Source organism: Aminobacter sp. 01T433 (assembly GCF_056398585.1).
The window spans coordinates 87509-101220 of the sequence record NZ_JBFTPR010000007.1 but is presented as its reverse complement, the minus strand read 5'-3'; the positions used below and the strand labels follow the sequence as shown (position 1 = coordinate 101220).

Sequence of the window (13712 nt, the reverse complement as noted above, 5' to 3'; positions counted from 1 at the left end):
GGCCCTACTGCTTCGTCCGCTCTTCCGCCTGCGCGGCCAGGATCTTCTTCACTTCAGCAACGAGCTCGGCCTCAGGCACGGTGATCTGTGCCGGGCGCGCGGCGCGCCATTCGGCATTGTCGGTGATTTCGGCCGACAAACGCGCGCCCTCGATCAAGTCCTTGATCTGGATTTCGCCCCGGGCGCGTTCATCGCCGCCCTGGATGATGACGACGGGCGAGCCACGGCGGTCAGCGTATTTGATCTGTGCCTTCATTCCGGCACCACCGAGATACATTTCGGCGCGGATTTTTGCCGACCGCAGCTCGGCGACCATCTTCTGGTAGCGGCCGAGGCTTTCGGTGTCCTTGTCCATGACAAGCACGACGACGGGCGCGATGACATCAGACGTGTCGAGCTTGCCGAGGTTCTTCAGCGCCGTCATCAGGCGCGACACGCCGATGGAAAAGCCGGTGGCCGGCACAGGTTCACCACGGAAGCGCGAAACGAGGCCGTCGTAGCGACCGCCGCCGCCAACCGAGCCGAAGCGCACGACCTGGCCGTCGTCATTGGGGATTTCTGCCAAAAGCTCGGCCTCGTAAACCGGGCCGGTGTAATATTCGAGGCCACGCACGACCGAGGGGTCGATCTTGATGCGGCCATCGTCATAGCCTGCCGCTGCAACCAGCGAGCCGATCTGCGCCAGCTCATCGACACCTTCGGTGCCACGAATGTTGCCGGAAACGATGGCCTTGAGGTTCTGGGCCGTGATGTCGGAATCGGCGGCACCAGCTTCGGTGAAGGCGATCACCGTGTTGATCGCCGCATCATCCAGGCCCGCACCCTTGGTGAAGTCGCCCTCGCCTTCCGCGCCGCCGTCCCAGCGCCCCTTGCCAAGCAAAAGCTTGACGCCTTCAGGGCCGAACTTGTCGAGCTTGTCGATGGCGCGGAGCACGGTCAGCCGGCGGTTAGCGTTCTCGTCGCCGCCAAGGCCGATCGCCTCGAGCACACCATCGAGCACCTTTCGGTTGTTGACGCGAATGACGTAGTCGCCGCGCTTGATGCCCAACGCTTCCATGACATCGGCCATCATCATGGTCATCTCGGCATCAGCCGCGACACCCGGTGTGCCGATGGTGTCGGCATCGAACTGCATGAACTGGCGGAAGCGACCGGGACCAGGCTTTTCGTTGCGGAACACCCAGCCGGAACGGTAGCTGCGATAGGGCTTGGGCAGCTTCTCGTAGTTTTCGGCGACGAAACGCGCCGTCGGCGCGGTCAGGTCATAGCGCAGCGACAGCCACTGCTCGTCATCATCCTGGAAGGAAAAGACACCCTCATTGGGACGGTCCTGGTCGGGCAGGAATTTTCCGAGCGCGTCGGTGTATTCGATCAGCGGCTGCTCGACCGGCTCGAAGCCGTAAAGCTCGTAGACCTCGCGGATCGCGACCATCATCTTCTCGACAGCCCGGATGTCGTCCGCGCTGCGGTCGACGAAGCCGCGCGGCAGCCGCGCTTTCATCTTTTCCGATTTGTCGGCCATGGTCGAGATTCCGCTATTTTCTTAATGTTTTGGCCGCGATCACGGCGCGGCGTGTCGTAACCGAAATGGCATGGAGCGGCAAGCGTTTGGGCGCTATTGGCACTGGCCCAGTGGAAACAAAGGTGATTTCTGCCCGACATCGTGCCGATACGGCAGCGACCGATAAGCCGCTCCATCCGAAAGATGGAACGACTGACATGCCCAGGACCGCATCAGAACTCGACGACGCCCAGGCGCGGCCAGCAAAGCTGGAACCAGTCGCGCGATCGAAGCCCGCACCGGCGGTCGGCGAAGCGCTGCTGACCTGTGTCCTTGTGCTCTATCCGGCATTGGCGACGGTGGCCATGATCGCTGCCGGCCTGTTGTTTTCAGGCATGAGCGCCTGACCGGTAACAAGAGGTATTGCTCATGCCACGGATGATCGTGTCACTCGCGACTTTTGGCCTGGCTGCGCTTGCTGCCTGCACCACAAGCGGCGGTGCGGCCCAGGCCTGCACGCCGGGCAATCCAAAGCTTGCCGGCCATTATTATCTCAATGGCGTCATGGAAGTCGGCTCGGAATTGCTTTTGCGGCCAGACGGCAGCTTTGAATTCATGCTCGCCTATGGCGCCAACGACCAATACGGCAAGGGCTGCTGGGTGCAGCGGGGTTCCTCGGTGGAGGTCATTCCCGCCGGGCGGCGTGCCGCCTCCCGCACCCATACTCCCGACGACCGCGGTTTCGGCGGGCTGGTGCTGACGGTTTCCGGCAAGGCGCTTGTCTGGAACATCGCTGGCAGCGGGTACAAAGGTCGGTATGAGCGCTAAAAAGGCAAAGCCAGCGCTGCCCCTCACCCTTACCCTCTCCCCGTAAGGACGGGGAGAGGGAGGCGTCAACGTTCGCGGTCAACCTCCTTCTCCCCGTCCTTACGGGGAGAAGGTCCGGCAGGGGATGAGGGGCAAATTCAGCCCGGCCGCTTGAAGGCCTTGCGCTCGGCCTCGATCTTGCTCCGGCACATGCAGCCTTCGATGTGGTCGTTGACCAGTCCCATCGCCTGCATGAAGGCATAGACTGTGGTTGGCCCGACAAAGCTCCAGCCGCGCTTTTTCAGTTCCTTGGAAATCCGCGTCGAGGCCGGCGTCGTCGGATTGGCGATCAGCGTGGGATAGTCGACAACCTCAGGCCGCTCATCCGCGCCGGGCTCGAACTTCCAGAACCAGGCGGCGAGCGAGCCGGCCTCATCCGCCAATTCACGGGCGTGCCTGGCATTGTTGATCGTCGAGACGATCTTGCCGCGATGACGCACGATGCCGGGGTTGCCGAGCAGGCGCTCGATGTCGGTCTCGCCATATTCGGCGACCTTGTCGAAGTCGAAGCCGGAAAACGCCTCGCGGAAATTGTCGCGCTTGCGCAGAATCGTCAGCCACGACAGGCCGGACTGGAAGCCTTCGAGGCAGATCTTTTCAAACAGCCTGATATCGTTCGTGACGGGGCGGCCCCACTCATTGTCGTGGTAATGCAGGTAGTCCGGCAGCGCGCCCGGCCAGAAGCAGCGCGTTGCGCCGTCGGCGCCCAGCATCAGGCCTGTCTTTTTCTCTTCCATCACAAATCCGTTCGTTAACAGCGAGAAGCTGCGATTTACCCGTGCTTTACCAGACTCCTGAACCGGTCGGTAACCACACCAAAAGGTTTCCAGGCAATCTCGCATTTTAAGCAACCCGATTCACGTTTCGGTGGGTAGGCACAGACAACATGATCTCGAATCGGGGGATGGGTGGTGCCCTGCCCCGCGGCGACGATCGAGTTGAGAGTGCGTCCATGAGAAAACCTCTGATCCTGTTGGCATCGGCCGCCATGCTGGCCGAACTGGCTTCGCCAGCAATGGCTTATGACCGTTACGCCGAGCGGCCGCCTGTGGTGGTCAGCCCCGACCTTTCGGCGCCTTGGGTGCTGCAACTCGGGCGCAACCCGAACGAAGTGGCGCCGAGGCAGCAGCGCCAGCAACGCGCCCAGCAGCAGGTCAGGCCCGTAGCTCCGCGTGCCGCTCAGCGGCGCCAGACCCAGCCCGACCGGGTGCAGACGGCAGCGCTGCGCGCGCCCGAAAAGCGCAACGTCAAGCCGCAGATCAACCCGATCTACCTGCCGCAGGTGGTTGACTATGACGGCAGCGAGAAACCGGGCACCATCATCATCGATACCAATGAGAACTTCCTCTACCACGTGCAGGCGGATGGCCAGGCGCGCCGCTACGGCGTCGGCACCGGCAAGCCGGGCTTCGAATGGTCGGGAACGCACAAGGTGACGTCGAAGCGCGAATGGCCGGATTGGCGTCCGCCGGCGGAAATGATCGCGCGCGAACGCGCCAAGGGCCGTGTGCTGCCGGCGATGATGACGGGTGGACCCAACAACCCGCTCGGCGCGCGCGCGCTTTATCTCGGATCAACGCTCTACCGCATCCACGGCACCAACCAGCCCTGGACGATCGGCGGGGCGGTGTCGTCGGGTTGCATCCGCATGCGCAACGAAGACGTGATGGAACTCTACGAAAAGGTCGGGGTCGGCACCAAGGTGGTCGTCAGGTAATTACCGGTTACGGGGGCGGAGCCTGTCGCAAGACATGGTTCCCAAGCAAAAGGGCAGCGTGGCGGAAGACCGCGCTGCCCTTTTCGCTGTTCAGCAAACTGAAAGCCACGGCTCGATTTCTCAGGAAAAATTGTTTAACATGGATGAAATTTGAGTTCGTCGACCCTTTTCATCCTCGGCGTGCCGAAGTATCCGGGTTTATCCCAAGTCGATGACCGCCGAAGGAAGACACATGCCGCCGCTCGACGACAACCGCTATCTCAAAGGCGGCCCCGTGGCCGCCCGTATCATTGCCGAAGTGCGCGCCGCTGCACAAAAGGCGACTGACGAAGGCTTCCGCCCCAAGCTTGTTTCGATCACCGTCGGCGATGTCGCCGCAGTGGACGTCTATGTCCGCAACCAGCGCGCCAAGGCGGAGCTCGCTGGCATCGATTTCGAGGAACGGCGTTTTCCCGCCGAACTGACGGCCGGCGAACTCGAAGCCGCCATCCACGGCATGAATGCCGATCCGCGCATCACCGGCATAATCATCCAGCGACCGGTGCCTGCGCATATCCCGATCAAGGCAATCCAGGCGGCGGTACATCCGCTAAAGGACGTCGAGGGCATGCACCCGGCCTCGATCGGCAATATCGTCTACAACCAGCTCGACCTCGCGCCCTGCACGGCAGCCGCCTCGGTCGAACTGCTGAAAGCCACCGGGCTCGATCTTAAAGGTCTGGAGGTCGTGGTCGTTGGACATTCGGAAATCGTCGGCAAGCCGATCGCCTTCCTCTTGATGAGCGAAGGCGCGACAGTGACGGTGTGCCATCACATGACGCGTTCGCTCGCAGCCCATGCACGCCGCGCCGACGCGCTGTTTGTCGCCGTGGGCAAGCCGCGCCTGATCAAGGCCGATATGGTCAAGCCAGGTGCAGCGGTCATCGACATCGGCATCAATGCCGAAACGCTGCCGGACGGCTCGTCTCGTATCGTCGGCGACGTCGACACCGAAAGCGTCAAGGAAGTCGCGTCGTGGATCACGCCTGTGCCGGGCGGCGTCGGCCCGGTGACGGTGGCGATCCTGCTGCGGAACACGATGGTGGCACTCAACCGCCAGCGCGCGGTCTATCGCGCGACCTTCGGCACTGCCGAAGAAACACTGGCGGCGGAGTAACCTCGGCTTTCAGAGCCTCACAACGCCGCCCGAGATTTGCGACACTGCCGGCTGAATACCAGCCGGCAGTCCGCTGGTGACAACGATCGGCGTGCCGTCGGCGACGCGCGAATACAGGTCGATGATGTCCTGGTTGATCAATCGCACGCAACCTGACGAGACTGACTTGCCAATCGACGCCCATTCGGGCGAGCCGTGCAGACGGTAGAGCGTGTCCTTGCCGTTCTGGAAAATGTAGAGCGCGCGGGCGCCGAGCGGGTTCTGGACGCCCGCCTGCATGCCACCTTCCCATTCGTTTTTGCCAGGAATCTGGCGTGCGCGGTACTTCTCCAGTTCGGGCTGGCGGTCGATCATTTCATTGGGCGGGAACCAGCGCGGCCACACCTGCTTCCACTCGATCACGCCGCGACCGGCCCATTCGAAGCCCGCACGTCCGAGCCCGACGCCATAGCGGATGGCTTCGTCGGAATTGGCCACGAAATAGAGGAAATGGGCCGACGTATCGATGACGACGGTGCCCGCCTGCTCGCCCGTCGGGTTGGGCACGACCTGGCGATAAAATCTTGGATCGATCTTCTGGTACGGAACGGCGGGGATGTCATGACCGTTGTCGCTCACGGCCGCATACATCATGCTCGGGTTGCCGAAGGACGGATCGGTGCTGAGCGAGGGCGGCTGCGGAAAAGGCGTCCCGGCATAAGTCGGCCGTTCGCTGCGCGTGGTGGAGCAGGCGGAAAGGGCAACAGAGGCGATGCCTGTCGCGCCCAATGCCAGGAGACTGCGTCGGCTGATCTTTGACATTGAGCCTTTTACCACGTTTCGAAATCCAGCAACGCGTGGAACATTCGCATGTTCCACAAGCCGTGTTCAATCCGTGAAGGCGGCAACGCCTGCAACTAATTCTGGTTGTGGTCGCTGCGCAACGGCTGCCACATCGAAATGTCACGCGGCTTGGCCAGCAGCTCTTCGAGGGCAGCATGCCAATCCTCGCGATATGGCCGCTTGAGCTGCACATCGAGCACGTCCTGGTGATCGACCCAGGTTTCATGCAGCAGGAAATGATTGGCGTCGCTCGGATCGCCATGCAGGGTCGCCGAAACGAACATATCTTCATGGCGCATCGCATCGAGCACGCCGTCGAGCAGCTTGAGGAAGCGGCCGCGCTGCGCGGGGCGGACGGTGAAGCCGATAAGGTAGGTAACGCTCAAGTCAGTCTCCTCGAAATCATTCGGTCGATCAGCGACCCGTGACGAGGAAGATGCCAGAGTGCCGATCTGTTTCAACGACCTCAGAGGTAATAAAACAGCGTCCTACGCCGCTTGTTCAGCCGATATCCGGAACGCCAGCCGGCCTGTCTCCGCCATAGGCCCAGTCGAGCAACTTGACCGTATGGACCACCGGCAGCCTGGCGGTCGAGGCGATCTGGGTGATGCAGCCGATATTGCCGGTAGCGACAAGTGCCGCACCCGTCGCCTCGATGTTCTTGACCTTGCGGTCGCGCAATTTTGCGGAAATCTCGGGCTGCATGATGTTGTAGGTGCCAGCCGAACCGCAGCACAGGTGCCCCTCGCGCGGCTCCTTGACGATAAACCCGGCGCGCGCAAGCAGCTCCTTGGGCTGGCGGACGATTTTCTGGCCGTGCTGCATCGAACAGGCCGAATGATAGGCGACCGCCAGGCCGGGCTTGCGCTTGGGCTCGGGCAGATCGAGCGTGGCAAGATATTCGGTAACGTCCTTGGCGAGTGCCGATACCCGCGCTGCCTTTTCGGCATAGGCCTGATCTAGCCTCAGCATGAAGCCATAGTCCTTGATCGTCGTGCCGCAGCCCGAGGCGGTGATGACGATGGCATCCAGGCCGCCATTGTCGAGCTCGCGCGTCCAGGCGTCGACATTCTGCCGTGCCGAAGCAAGCGCTGCCGCCTCGCGGCCCATGTGATGGACAAGCGCGCCGCAGCAGCCCTCGCCCTTCGGCACCACGACCTCGATGCCAAGCCGGGTGAGCAGCGACACCGTCGCCTCGTTGATACCGGGCTCAAGCACCGGCTGGGCGCAGCCGGTGAGGATGGCGACGCGTCCAAGTTTCTTGCCCTTGGCGGCATGGCTGCCAGGCGAAGCTATCGCGGAAACAGCAGGCACGGAGGCTGGCGCCAGCCTGAGCATCGCCGCAAACGGCTTCAACGCCGGCACGGCATCGAAAGCCTTGGCGAAGGGCCGTCCGAGCCTGGCCAGCTTCAATGCCGCGCGAAACCGTGCGGGATATGGCAACACCGCAGCCAGCACGCCGCGCGTAAAACGGTTCATCAGCGGGCGGCGATAGGTCTCTTCGATATGGGCGCGGGCATGGTCGACAAGGTGCATGTAGTTCACGCCCGAGGGGCATGTCGTCATGCAGGCAAGGCAGGACAGGCAGCGGTCAATATGAGTGACGATTTCCTTGTCGGCCGGCCGGCCGTTTTCGAGCATGTCCTTGATCAGATAGATGCGGCCGCGCGGCGAATCTAGTTCGTTGCCGAGCGTCACATAGGTCGGACAGGTGGCCGTGCAGAAACCGCAATGCACGCATTTGCGCAGGATCTTTTCCGATTCCGCGACATGCGGATCGGCGAGCTGGGCGGGGGTGAAATTGGTCTGCACGGCGTTTTGGGCTTTCTCAGATAAGCCAGCTGTCTGGGTTCTTGATCGGCTCGCCGCGACCAAGCGCCTGCAGGCCAAGGATGCAACGAACGATGAACCAGACGGCCACGGCGAACATCAGCAGGAAGCCGACGAACAGGAACATCAGGACAAAAGAGACCAGCGCATAGAGCAGGCCGATCCAGAAAGTGCGGATGAGCCAAGTGTAGTGGGTCTCGACGAAGCCGCCAGCCTTGCCGCGATTCATGTAGGCAAGGATGATGCCGACTATGCCGCTGACGCCGATGACCAGGCCAGCGAGATAGAGGATGTAGATGACCTGGACATTGGTCTGGCCGGGTTCGAGCCAGCGGTCGGTCTGGCGCGGGGTTACGGGCGGAGTTGTGTCGCTCATGCAGTTGCTCCCTCTGTGATTGCAGCAGAGGTAGCATATTCGGCGCCCGGCACCATGCGGCCTGGATTGAGGATGTTTTTCGGGTCGAACTCAGCCTTGAGGCGTGCCGACAGCGCCGCCAACGCCGGTGGCTGCGGCTCGAAGACAGGAAGTGCGGCACGCCAGGCTGGGGCAGCGCGTACCAGCGTGGCGTGACCGCCACCAAACCTTTTTATCAGCGCGCGCAGCAAGTCGGCCTCGGGCTCGCCCTCCATGCGCAGCCAGACGAGGCCGCCCTGCCAGTCGTAAAACGCATCGGCCGCCACCTGCATGCGCAGGGCCAGCACCATGTGATGGGCATCGGCCGGCGGCATCGACACGCGCCAGACAGGCTTGTCGGTGCCATCGGCAAACGGCCTGATATCGCGCACGTCGCGCCAGAGCGTCTTCGACGCCTCGCCCACGATCTCCTCGATCGGGCCGGCATTGCCGAGCAAATCCCTGAGATGGGCCATGCGATAGGCGACAGAAGGCCCGAACCCTTCGACACGCAGAAGCGTGGCGGGGTCGCCTCCGAGGCGCCCGTCAAGCACCCGCGCAGCCATGCGCTCGGGCAAATGCGCTGCCGACGAGACCTCGCCGCTGGAGCCCATGGCCAAGGCCATGGCTGCGGCGGCGTTGTCATCGAGCAGGCCGCGGATCGCAAGCGTTGTCTCGGTTTCAGCCGCCGGCAGCACCTTGAAGGTGACGTCGGTGAGGACTGCGAGCGTACCCCACGAGCCGGCCATCGCCTTGGAGAGGTCGTAGCCGGTGACGTTCTTGACGACGCGGCCGCCCGACTTGAAGGCCTCGCCGCGACCGGAAACGGCATGGACGCCCAAAATATGGTCGCGCGCAGCCCCCGCCTTGAGACGGCGCGGGCCGGCGAGATTGGTGGCCAGCACGCCGGCTATTGTGCCACGGCCCGGCTCGCCCCCAAGCAAGGGACCGTAGTCCATCGGCTCAAACGCAAGCTGCTGGCCGTTTTCGGCAAGCAGTGCTTCGATCTCGGCCAGCGGCGTGCCGGCTTTAGCCGACAACACCAGTTCCTCGGGCTCGTAGAGCGTGACGCCCGAAAGGTTCGACAGATCAAGCGTATGCTCGGTCTGTAGCGGACGGCCTATGCCGCGCTTTGAACCATGGCCGAGGATTTCGAGCGGCGTCTCCTCCGCCAGCGCCCATTGGACGGCGGAAAGGACTTCAGCTGATGTGGTGGGTGTGAATGTGGTCATAGGCTCACAAATCTTGGGTTCCTCGCCCCCGCAAAGCGGGGGAGAGGTGCCGAGCACAGCGAGGCGGAGAGGGGGAACGTCACAGCTGTTCGCCTCTTGATTGCGCCACCGGCGCGAAGACGAACTTCATGTCCGACGCGATCATGTCTTCAGCCAACCGCCCACCCAGCGCGGCTAGAATCGTCTCGCAGACACCGCCGATATTTCGCAAGGCGTCGGAGCTCCAGATCCGGAGGACCGAATAGCCCTTGTCGCGCATGAATTCGTCACGGTGGCGGTCATAGTCGCTGCCTGCGTGCTGGCTTCCGTCAAGTTCGACGACCAGCTTTGCCTGCCGGCAGGCAAAGTCGGCGAAGTATGGACCGAGCGGCATCTGGCGTACAAATTTGTGACCGCCAAGTTTCTTTGCCTTCAGTTCATTCCAAAGGGCGGCTTCGGCCATGTTGTCGCCGTGCCGGAGTTGGCGAGCCCGGGCGATATTTCTTGGCGAGCGGCGGCTAGGAACATCGTCCGCCCCCCTCTCCGTCTCAGGCTTCGCCCGAGCCACCTCTCCCCCGCGTTGCGGGGGCGAGGAACCCAAGTCCTGGGGGCGCCTCAAAGCCGGTGCTCCCGCAGCTTTTCGAGTGCGGCCTGGCCGCGCGGCGACAGGCGATAGCCGATTTCGAGGCTTTCGGTCAGGCCGAGTTCCTTGAGCTTACGCACGTCCTGCTTGAATTTAAGCTTCTCGACGCCGAGGCCTTGCGCAAGCACAGCGGCGGGCGTGGCTGCATGCTTGCCAATCGCGCCGAGGATCGAGGCGAAGTAGCCGGGTGCTGTCTTGTCCCAGCGCTCGAAGCGCCTCGCAAGCTCGTGCCAGTCAGCGTCCGATAGGTCTTCGCTGTTGCGCAGATCGACCCGTGGGTCCACCTCGATGCCGTCGAAAGCAATCCGGTAGAGGGTCCGGTCACCATCGACGCGCAGATCTAAGATGAGTGCCGCGCGGTCGGCATAACCGGCGGCGATCGCGTCAGCGTCGGATATGGCCGCCTCATCAAGTGGTTCGACCTTGCCGATGCGGACGACCCCAGCGGCCGTTCGCAGTCCGGTACCTGCCTTGACCGTCGGCCGCTGCCAGCGCCGAAAAGCAAGCGTGATGTCGCCGCGCGCGATACCGTCAAGGATGGATTGCTTGAGCAGCATCGCTCAAAACCTCGGAATGTCGGGGAAAGCCATCTGGCCACGGTGAACATGCATGCGGCCAAGCTCGGCGCAGCGGCGAAGCTGCGGGAAAACCTTGCCCGGGTTGAGCAGATGATTGGGATCGAAAGCGCATTTCACCCGCATCTGCTGGTCGAGATCGATCTCGTTGAACATTTCAGGCATCAGGTCGCGCTTTTCGACGCCGACGCCGTGCTCGCCTGTCAAGACGCCGCCGACCTTGACGCACAGGCGCAGGATGTCGGCGCCAAAGGCCTCGGCCTTCTCAAGCTCACCGGGCACATTCGCATCGTAGAGGATCAGCGGATGCAGATTGCCATCGCCGGCATGGAAGACGTTGGCGACGCCGAGGCCATATTGCTCCGACAACTCGCGCATGCCCGCCAGAACGCGCGGCAGTTCCTTGCGCGGGATGGTGCCGTCCATGCAGTAATAGTCCGGCGAGATGCGGCCGACAGCCGGGAATGCCGCCTTGCGCCCGGCCCAGAAGGTCAGCCGCTCGTCTTCGGACTGGGAGATCCGACAAGTGGTGGCGCCGTTGGCGTTGGCAATCGCTTCGACGAGGCCGATCAGATGGTCGACCTCGACGCCCGGCCCGTCGAGCTCGACGATCAACAGCGCTTCGACATCGAGCGGATAGCCGGCATGGACAAAATCCTCAGCCGCGTGGATCGCCGGGCGATCCATCATCTCCATGCCGCCGGGAATGATGCCCGCCCCGATAATGTCGGCGACGCACTGGCCGCCCTGCTCGCTGGTCGGAAAGCCGATCAACAGCGCTCGCGCCGTTTCCGGCTTCTTGAGAATGCGCACGGTGATCTCGGTAACGACGCCCAAAAGGCCCTCGGAGCCAGTCATGACGCCAAGCAGATCGTAGCCCTCGGCTTCAAGATGCTTGCCGCCAAGGCGCACGACCTCGCCATTCATCAGCACCATTTCGATGCCAAGCACATTGTTAGCGGTGAGGCCGTATTTCAGGCAGTGCACGCCGCCGGAGTTTTCCGCGACATTGCCGCCGATCGAACAGGCGATCTGCGAAGACGGGTCGGGCGCGTAATAGAACCCGTCCTGCTCGACGGCATGGGTGATACCGAGATTGGTGACGCCTGGCTGGGCCACGACCACGCGGTTGGGATAGTCGATCTCGACGATGCGGTTGAAGCGGCTCATCACGACAAGCACGGCATCTTCGAGCGGCAGCGCGCCGCCAGACAGCGAAGTGCCCGAACCGCGCGGCACGACGCGGATGTTGCGGTCGTTGCAATATTTGAGCAGACGCGACACCTGCGCCACCGTTTCCGGCAGGACCACGACCATCGGCAATTGGCGGTAAGCGGTCAGGCCGTCGCTTTCGAAAGCGCGCATCTCGTTGACGGTATCGACCACGCCCTCGCCCGGCACGATGATGCGCATGTCGGCAACGATTTCGTCGCGCCGGCTCAGCGTCGCCGCATCTGGCTTGGGCATCAATAGGCCGGACATAGGTCACCTGCGATCGGTCAACTGGTAAAAAGCTTTTACCAGTACTGCCGGCATCCTGTAAACCGCCCGCATGTCGGATGCAGGATGGGTATCCAATCAGGTTCACGCAGCGTCAATCTGACGCTGGTGGGAAAGGCCTGCCCATTCGGGCAGGTCAGGCCTCGCGATTACTCGCCAGCTGCCGTCTTGGGCTCTTCATGGGCGCGGCGAACCCGGCGCACGCCCCACCAGACAAGCAGAACCGCCAGCGGCACCGAGGCGGCGGTGACGATCTCGGGGGCGAAAAAATGATCCACTGTCGATGCGCCCTTGGCGACGTAGCCGATCAGGCCGACGACATAGTAGGACACGGCGGCGACCGACAGGCCTTCGACTGTCTGCTGCAGGCGCAGTTGCAGGCGGGCGCGGTTGTTCATCGAGGCGAGCAGGTCGCGGTTTTGCCTTTCGACCTCGACATCGACCCAGGTGCGCAGAAGCGTCGTGGCGCGGGTCAGCTTGCGCGACAGATTGGCCTGACGTTCCTCGACCGAACGGCAGGTGCGCATGGCCGGTGCGACGCGGCGCTTGAGGAAGCCGGCCCAGGTGTCGTAGCCGGGCACAACCTCTTCTTCGAGCGCCTCAAGGCGCTCGCGAACGATGCCGTCATATGCGCGGCTGGCACCGAAACGATAAAGGCTCGACGCTGCATCCGCTTCGAGTTCGGCGGCCAATTCGGTGAGATCGGCGAGCAAGGCCTGGCTGTCGCGGGTTTCGGTGGCCTTCATCTCCCGCGTCGCCTGGGCAAGCCGGTCCTCGATGCGACGCACGCGGCTCGACAGCGACAGCGCCATCGGCAGACCGAGCATGGCCAGTGTGCGGTAGGTCTCGATATCGATCAGCCGCTGCGACAACGCGCCTGTTCGGGCAGGCGTCAGGCCGCGGTCGAGGATCAGGATGCGCGTCAGCCCATCACCGTCCTGGCGGAAATCGGTGACAATGCCGGCAGCGCCATTTTCGACTAGGGAATAACACAGGCTGGTCGGGTCGAAGCCGGCTATCAGCTTTTCATTGTCAGGCGTCCACTTGCGGATCTCAAGCCTGATGCCCGAAATGACGGTGCCGGGCGGGCTGAAGCCGTTGCCGAAGGGCGAATCCTCCTGCGCGCGACCACTATCGGCGAGCGGCCCTTCCCAGAGATAGGTCGAGAATTCGGTGTGCCGCTCCCAGCGCAAGGAGCCCTGCCCCCATTTCATGGCGTGGTGGCGGGCATGTCGGTCGGGCGATGCGATGCCGAGCCGGCGCGACAATTCGGAGAGCACCGCGTGATCGACGCTGGAGCCACCCTCAGTCATGAAGGAGAGCTGGATCAGGACGCGCGGGTTTTCGACCAGCGGATGCGGGCGCGAATGCACCTCGCCCAGGGCGCCGGGACGACCCTCATGCGCTGGGAAACCCATGACGCTGCCGGTAGCGCGGGGGAGGAATTCGAGAGAGGACGGGTCGACTGTCACCAATGGCTCCATCTGTGCCCGGAA

General features: G+C 63.0%; 15 protein-coding genes. 4 read left to right on the top strand and 11 right to left on the bottom strand.

Translation table 11 applies throughout. From position 1 onward, the window contains the following. Positions 1 to 4 precede the first annotated feature (4 nt). Positions 5 to 1522, bottom strand: coding sequence for a histidine--tRNA ligase (gene hisS, locus AC1DLV_RS14065; RefSeq protein WP_476802092.1), 1518 nt, complete (start codon positions 1520 to 1522; stop codon positions 5 to 7). 197 nt (positions 1523 to 1719) lie between these two features. On the opposite strand from hisS, the gene AC1DLV_RS14060 reads away from it, so the two are divergent. After that, positions 1720 to 1908 carry a hypothetical protein gene (locus tag AC1DLV_RS14060; RefSeq protein WP_476802091.1) on the top strand — a complete coding sequence of 63 codons (189 nt, stop codon included), beginning with the start codon at positions 1720 to 1722 and terminating at the stop codon, positions 1906 to 1908. Positions 1909 to 1930: 22 nt separating this feature from the next. Next, positions 1931 to 2329 (top strand): hypothetical protein, encoded by a 399-nt coding sequence (locus AC1DLV_RS14055; protein ID WP_476802090.1) that lies wholly within the window; start codon positions 1931 to 1933, stop codon positions 2327 to 2329. Positions 2330 to 2466: 137 nt separating this feature from the next. Here the strand turns inward: AC1DLV_RS14055 and AC1DLV_RS14050 are convergent, their stop codons facing one another. Beyond that, positions 2467 to 3105 (bottom strand): DNA-3-methyladenine glycosylase I, encoded by a 639-nt coding sequence (locus AC1DLV_RS14050; RefSeq protein WP_476802089.1) that lies wholly within the window; start codon positions 3103 to 3105, stop codon positions 2467 to 2469. A 215-nt stretch (positions 3106 to 3320) separates the two neighbouring features. Here AC1DLV_RS14050 and AC1DLV_RS14045 point away from each other — a divergent pair, with 215 nt between their 5' ends. Further along, complete coding sequence (locus AC1DLV_RS14045) at positions 3321 to 4085, top strand: L,D-transpeptidase (protein ID WP_476802088.1); 765 nt, start codon at positions 3321 to 3323, stop codon at positions 4083 to 4085. A gap of 232 nt (positions 4086 to 4317) precedes the next feature. Then, positions 4318 to 5241 carry a bifunctional 5,10-methylenetetrahydrofolate dehydrogenase/5,10-methenyltetrahydrofolate cyclohydrolase gene (locus AC1DLV_RS14040; protein WP_476786929.1) on the top strand — a complete coding sequence of 308 codons (924 nt, stop codon included), beginning with the start codon at positions 4318 to 4320 and terminating at the stop codon, positions 5239 to 5241. A 9-nt stretch (positions 5242 to 5250) separates the two neighbouring features. Here the strand turns inward: AC1DLV_RS14040 and AC1DLV_RS14035 are convergent, their stop codons facing one another. From AC1DLV_RS14035 to AC1DLV_RS13995, 9 genes are all read right to left on the bottom strand, one after another. Beyond that, entirely contained in the window at positions 5251 to 6042 is a 792-nt protein-coding gene (locus AC1DLV_RS14035) for a L,D-transpeptidase (protein ID WP_476802087.1), read from the bottom strand. A gap of 95 nt (positions 6043 to 6137) precedes the next feature. Continuing rightward, positions 6138 to 6449: a putative quinol monooxygenase gene (locus AC1DLV_RS14030; protein WP_476802086.1), complete on the bottom strand. Its 312-nt coding sequence runs from the start codon at positions 6447 to 6449 to the stop codon at positions 6138 to 6140. Positions 6450 to 6564: 115 nt separating this feature from the next. Further along, positions 6565 to 7875 carry a glycolate oxidase subunit GlcF gene (gene glcF, locus AC1DLV_RS14025; protein ID WP_476802085.1) on the bottom strand — a complete coding sequence of 437 codons (1311 nt, stop codon included), beginning with the start codon at positions 7873 to 7875 and terminating at the stop codon, positions 6565 to 6567. Between the two features lie 16 nt (positions 7876 to 7891). Then, positions 7892 to 8269 (bottom strand): DUF4870 family protein, encoded by a 378-nt coding sequence (locus AC1DLV_RS14020; RefSeq protein ID WP_476802084.1) that lies wholly within the window; start codon positions 8267 to 8269, stop codon positions 7892 to 7894. Beyond that, positions 8266 to 9519 (bottom strand): glycolate oxidase subunit GlcE, encoded by a 1254-nt coding sequence (glcE, locus tag AC1DLV_RS14015; protein ID WP_476802083.1) that lies wholly within the window; start codon positions 9517 to 9519, stop codon positions 8266 to 8268. The genes AC1DLV_RS14020 and glcE overlap by 4 nt, the downstream gene beginning before the upstream one ends. Before the next feature lie 79 nt (positions 9520 to 9598). Continuing rightward, positions 9599 to 10066 (bottom strand): endonuclease domain-containing protein, encoded by a 468-nt coding sequence (locus AC1DLV_RS14010; protein WP_476802082.1) that lies wholly within the window; start codon positions 10064 to 10066, stop codon positions 9599 to 9601. 47 nt (positions 10067 to 10113) lie between these two features. After that, positions 10114 to 10698, bottom strand: a complete 585-nt coding sequence (locus tag AC1DLV_RS14005; protein WP_476802081.1) for an ASCH domain-containing protein — start codon at positions 10696 to 10698, stop codon at positions 10114 to 10116. Between the two features lie 3 nt (positions 10699 to 10701). Beyond that, the gene (locus AC1DLV_RS14000; protein ID WP_476802080.1) at positions 10702 to 12198 is read right to left on the bottom strand and encodes an FAD-linked oxidase C-terminal domain-containing protein; all 1497 of its coding nucleotides are present in this window, start codon (positions 12196 to 12198) and stop codon (positions 10702 to 10704) included. Positions 12199 to 12365: 167 nt separating this feature from the next. After that, positions 12366 to 13688 (bottom strand): DUF3422 family protein, encoded by a 1323-nt coding sequence (locus AC1DLV_RS13995; protein WP_476802079.1) that lies wholly within the window; start codon positions 13686 to 13688, stop codon positions 12366 to 12368. Positions 13689 to 13712 lie beyond the last annotated feature (24 nt).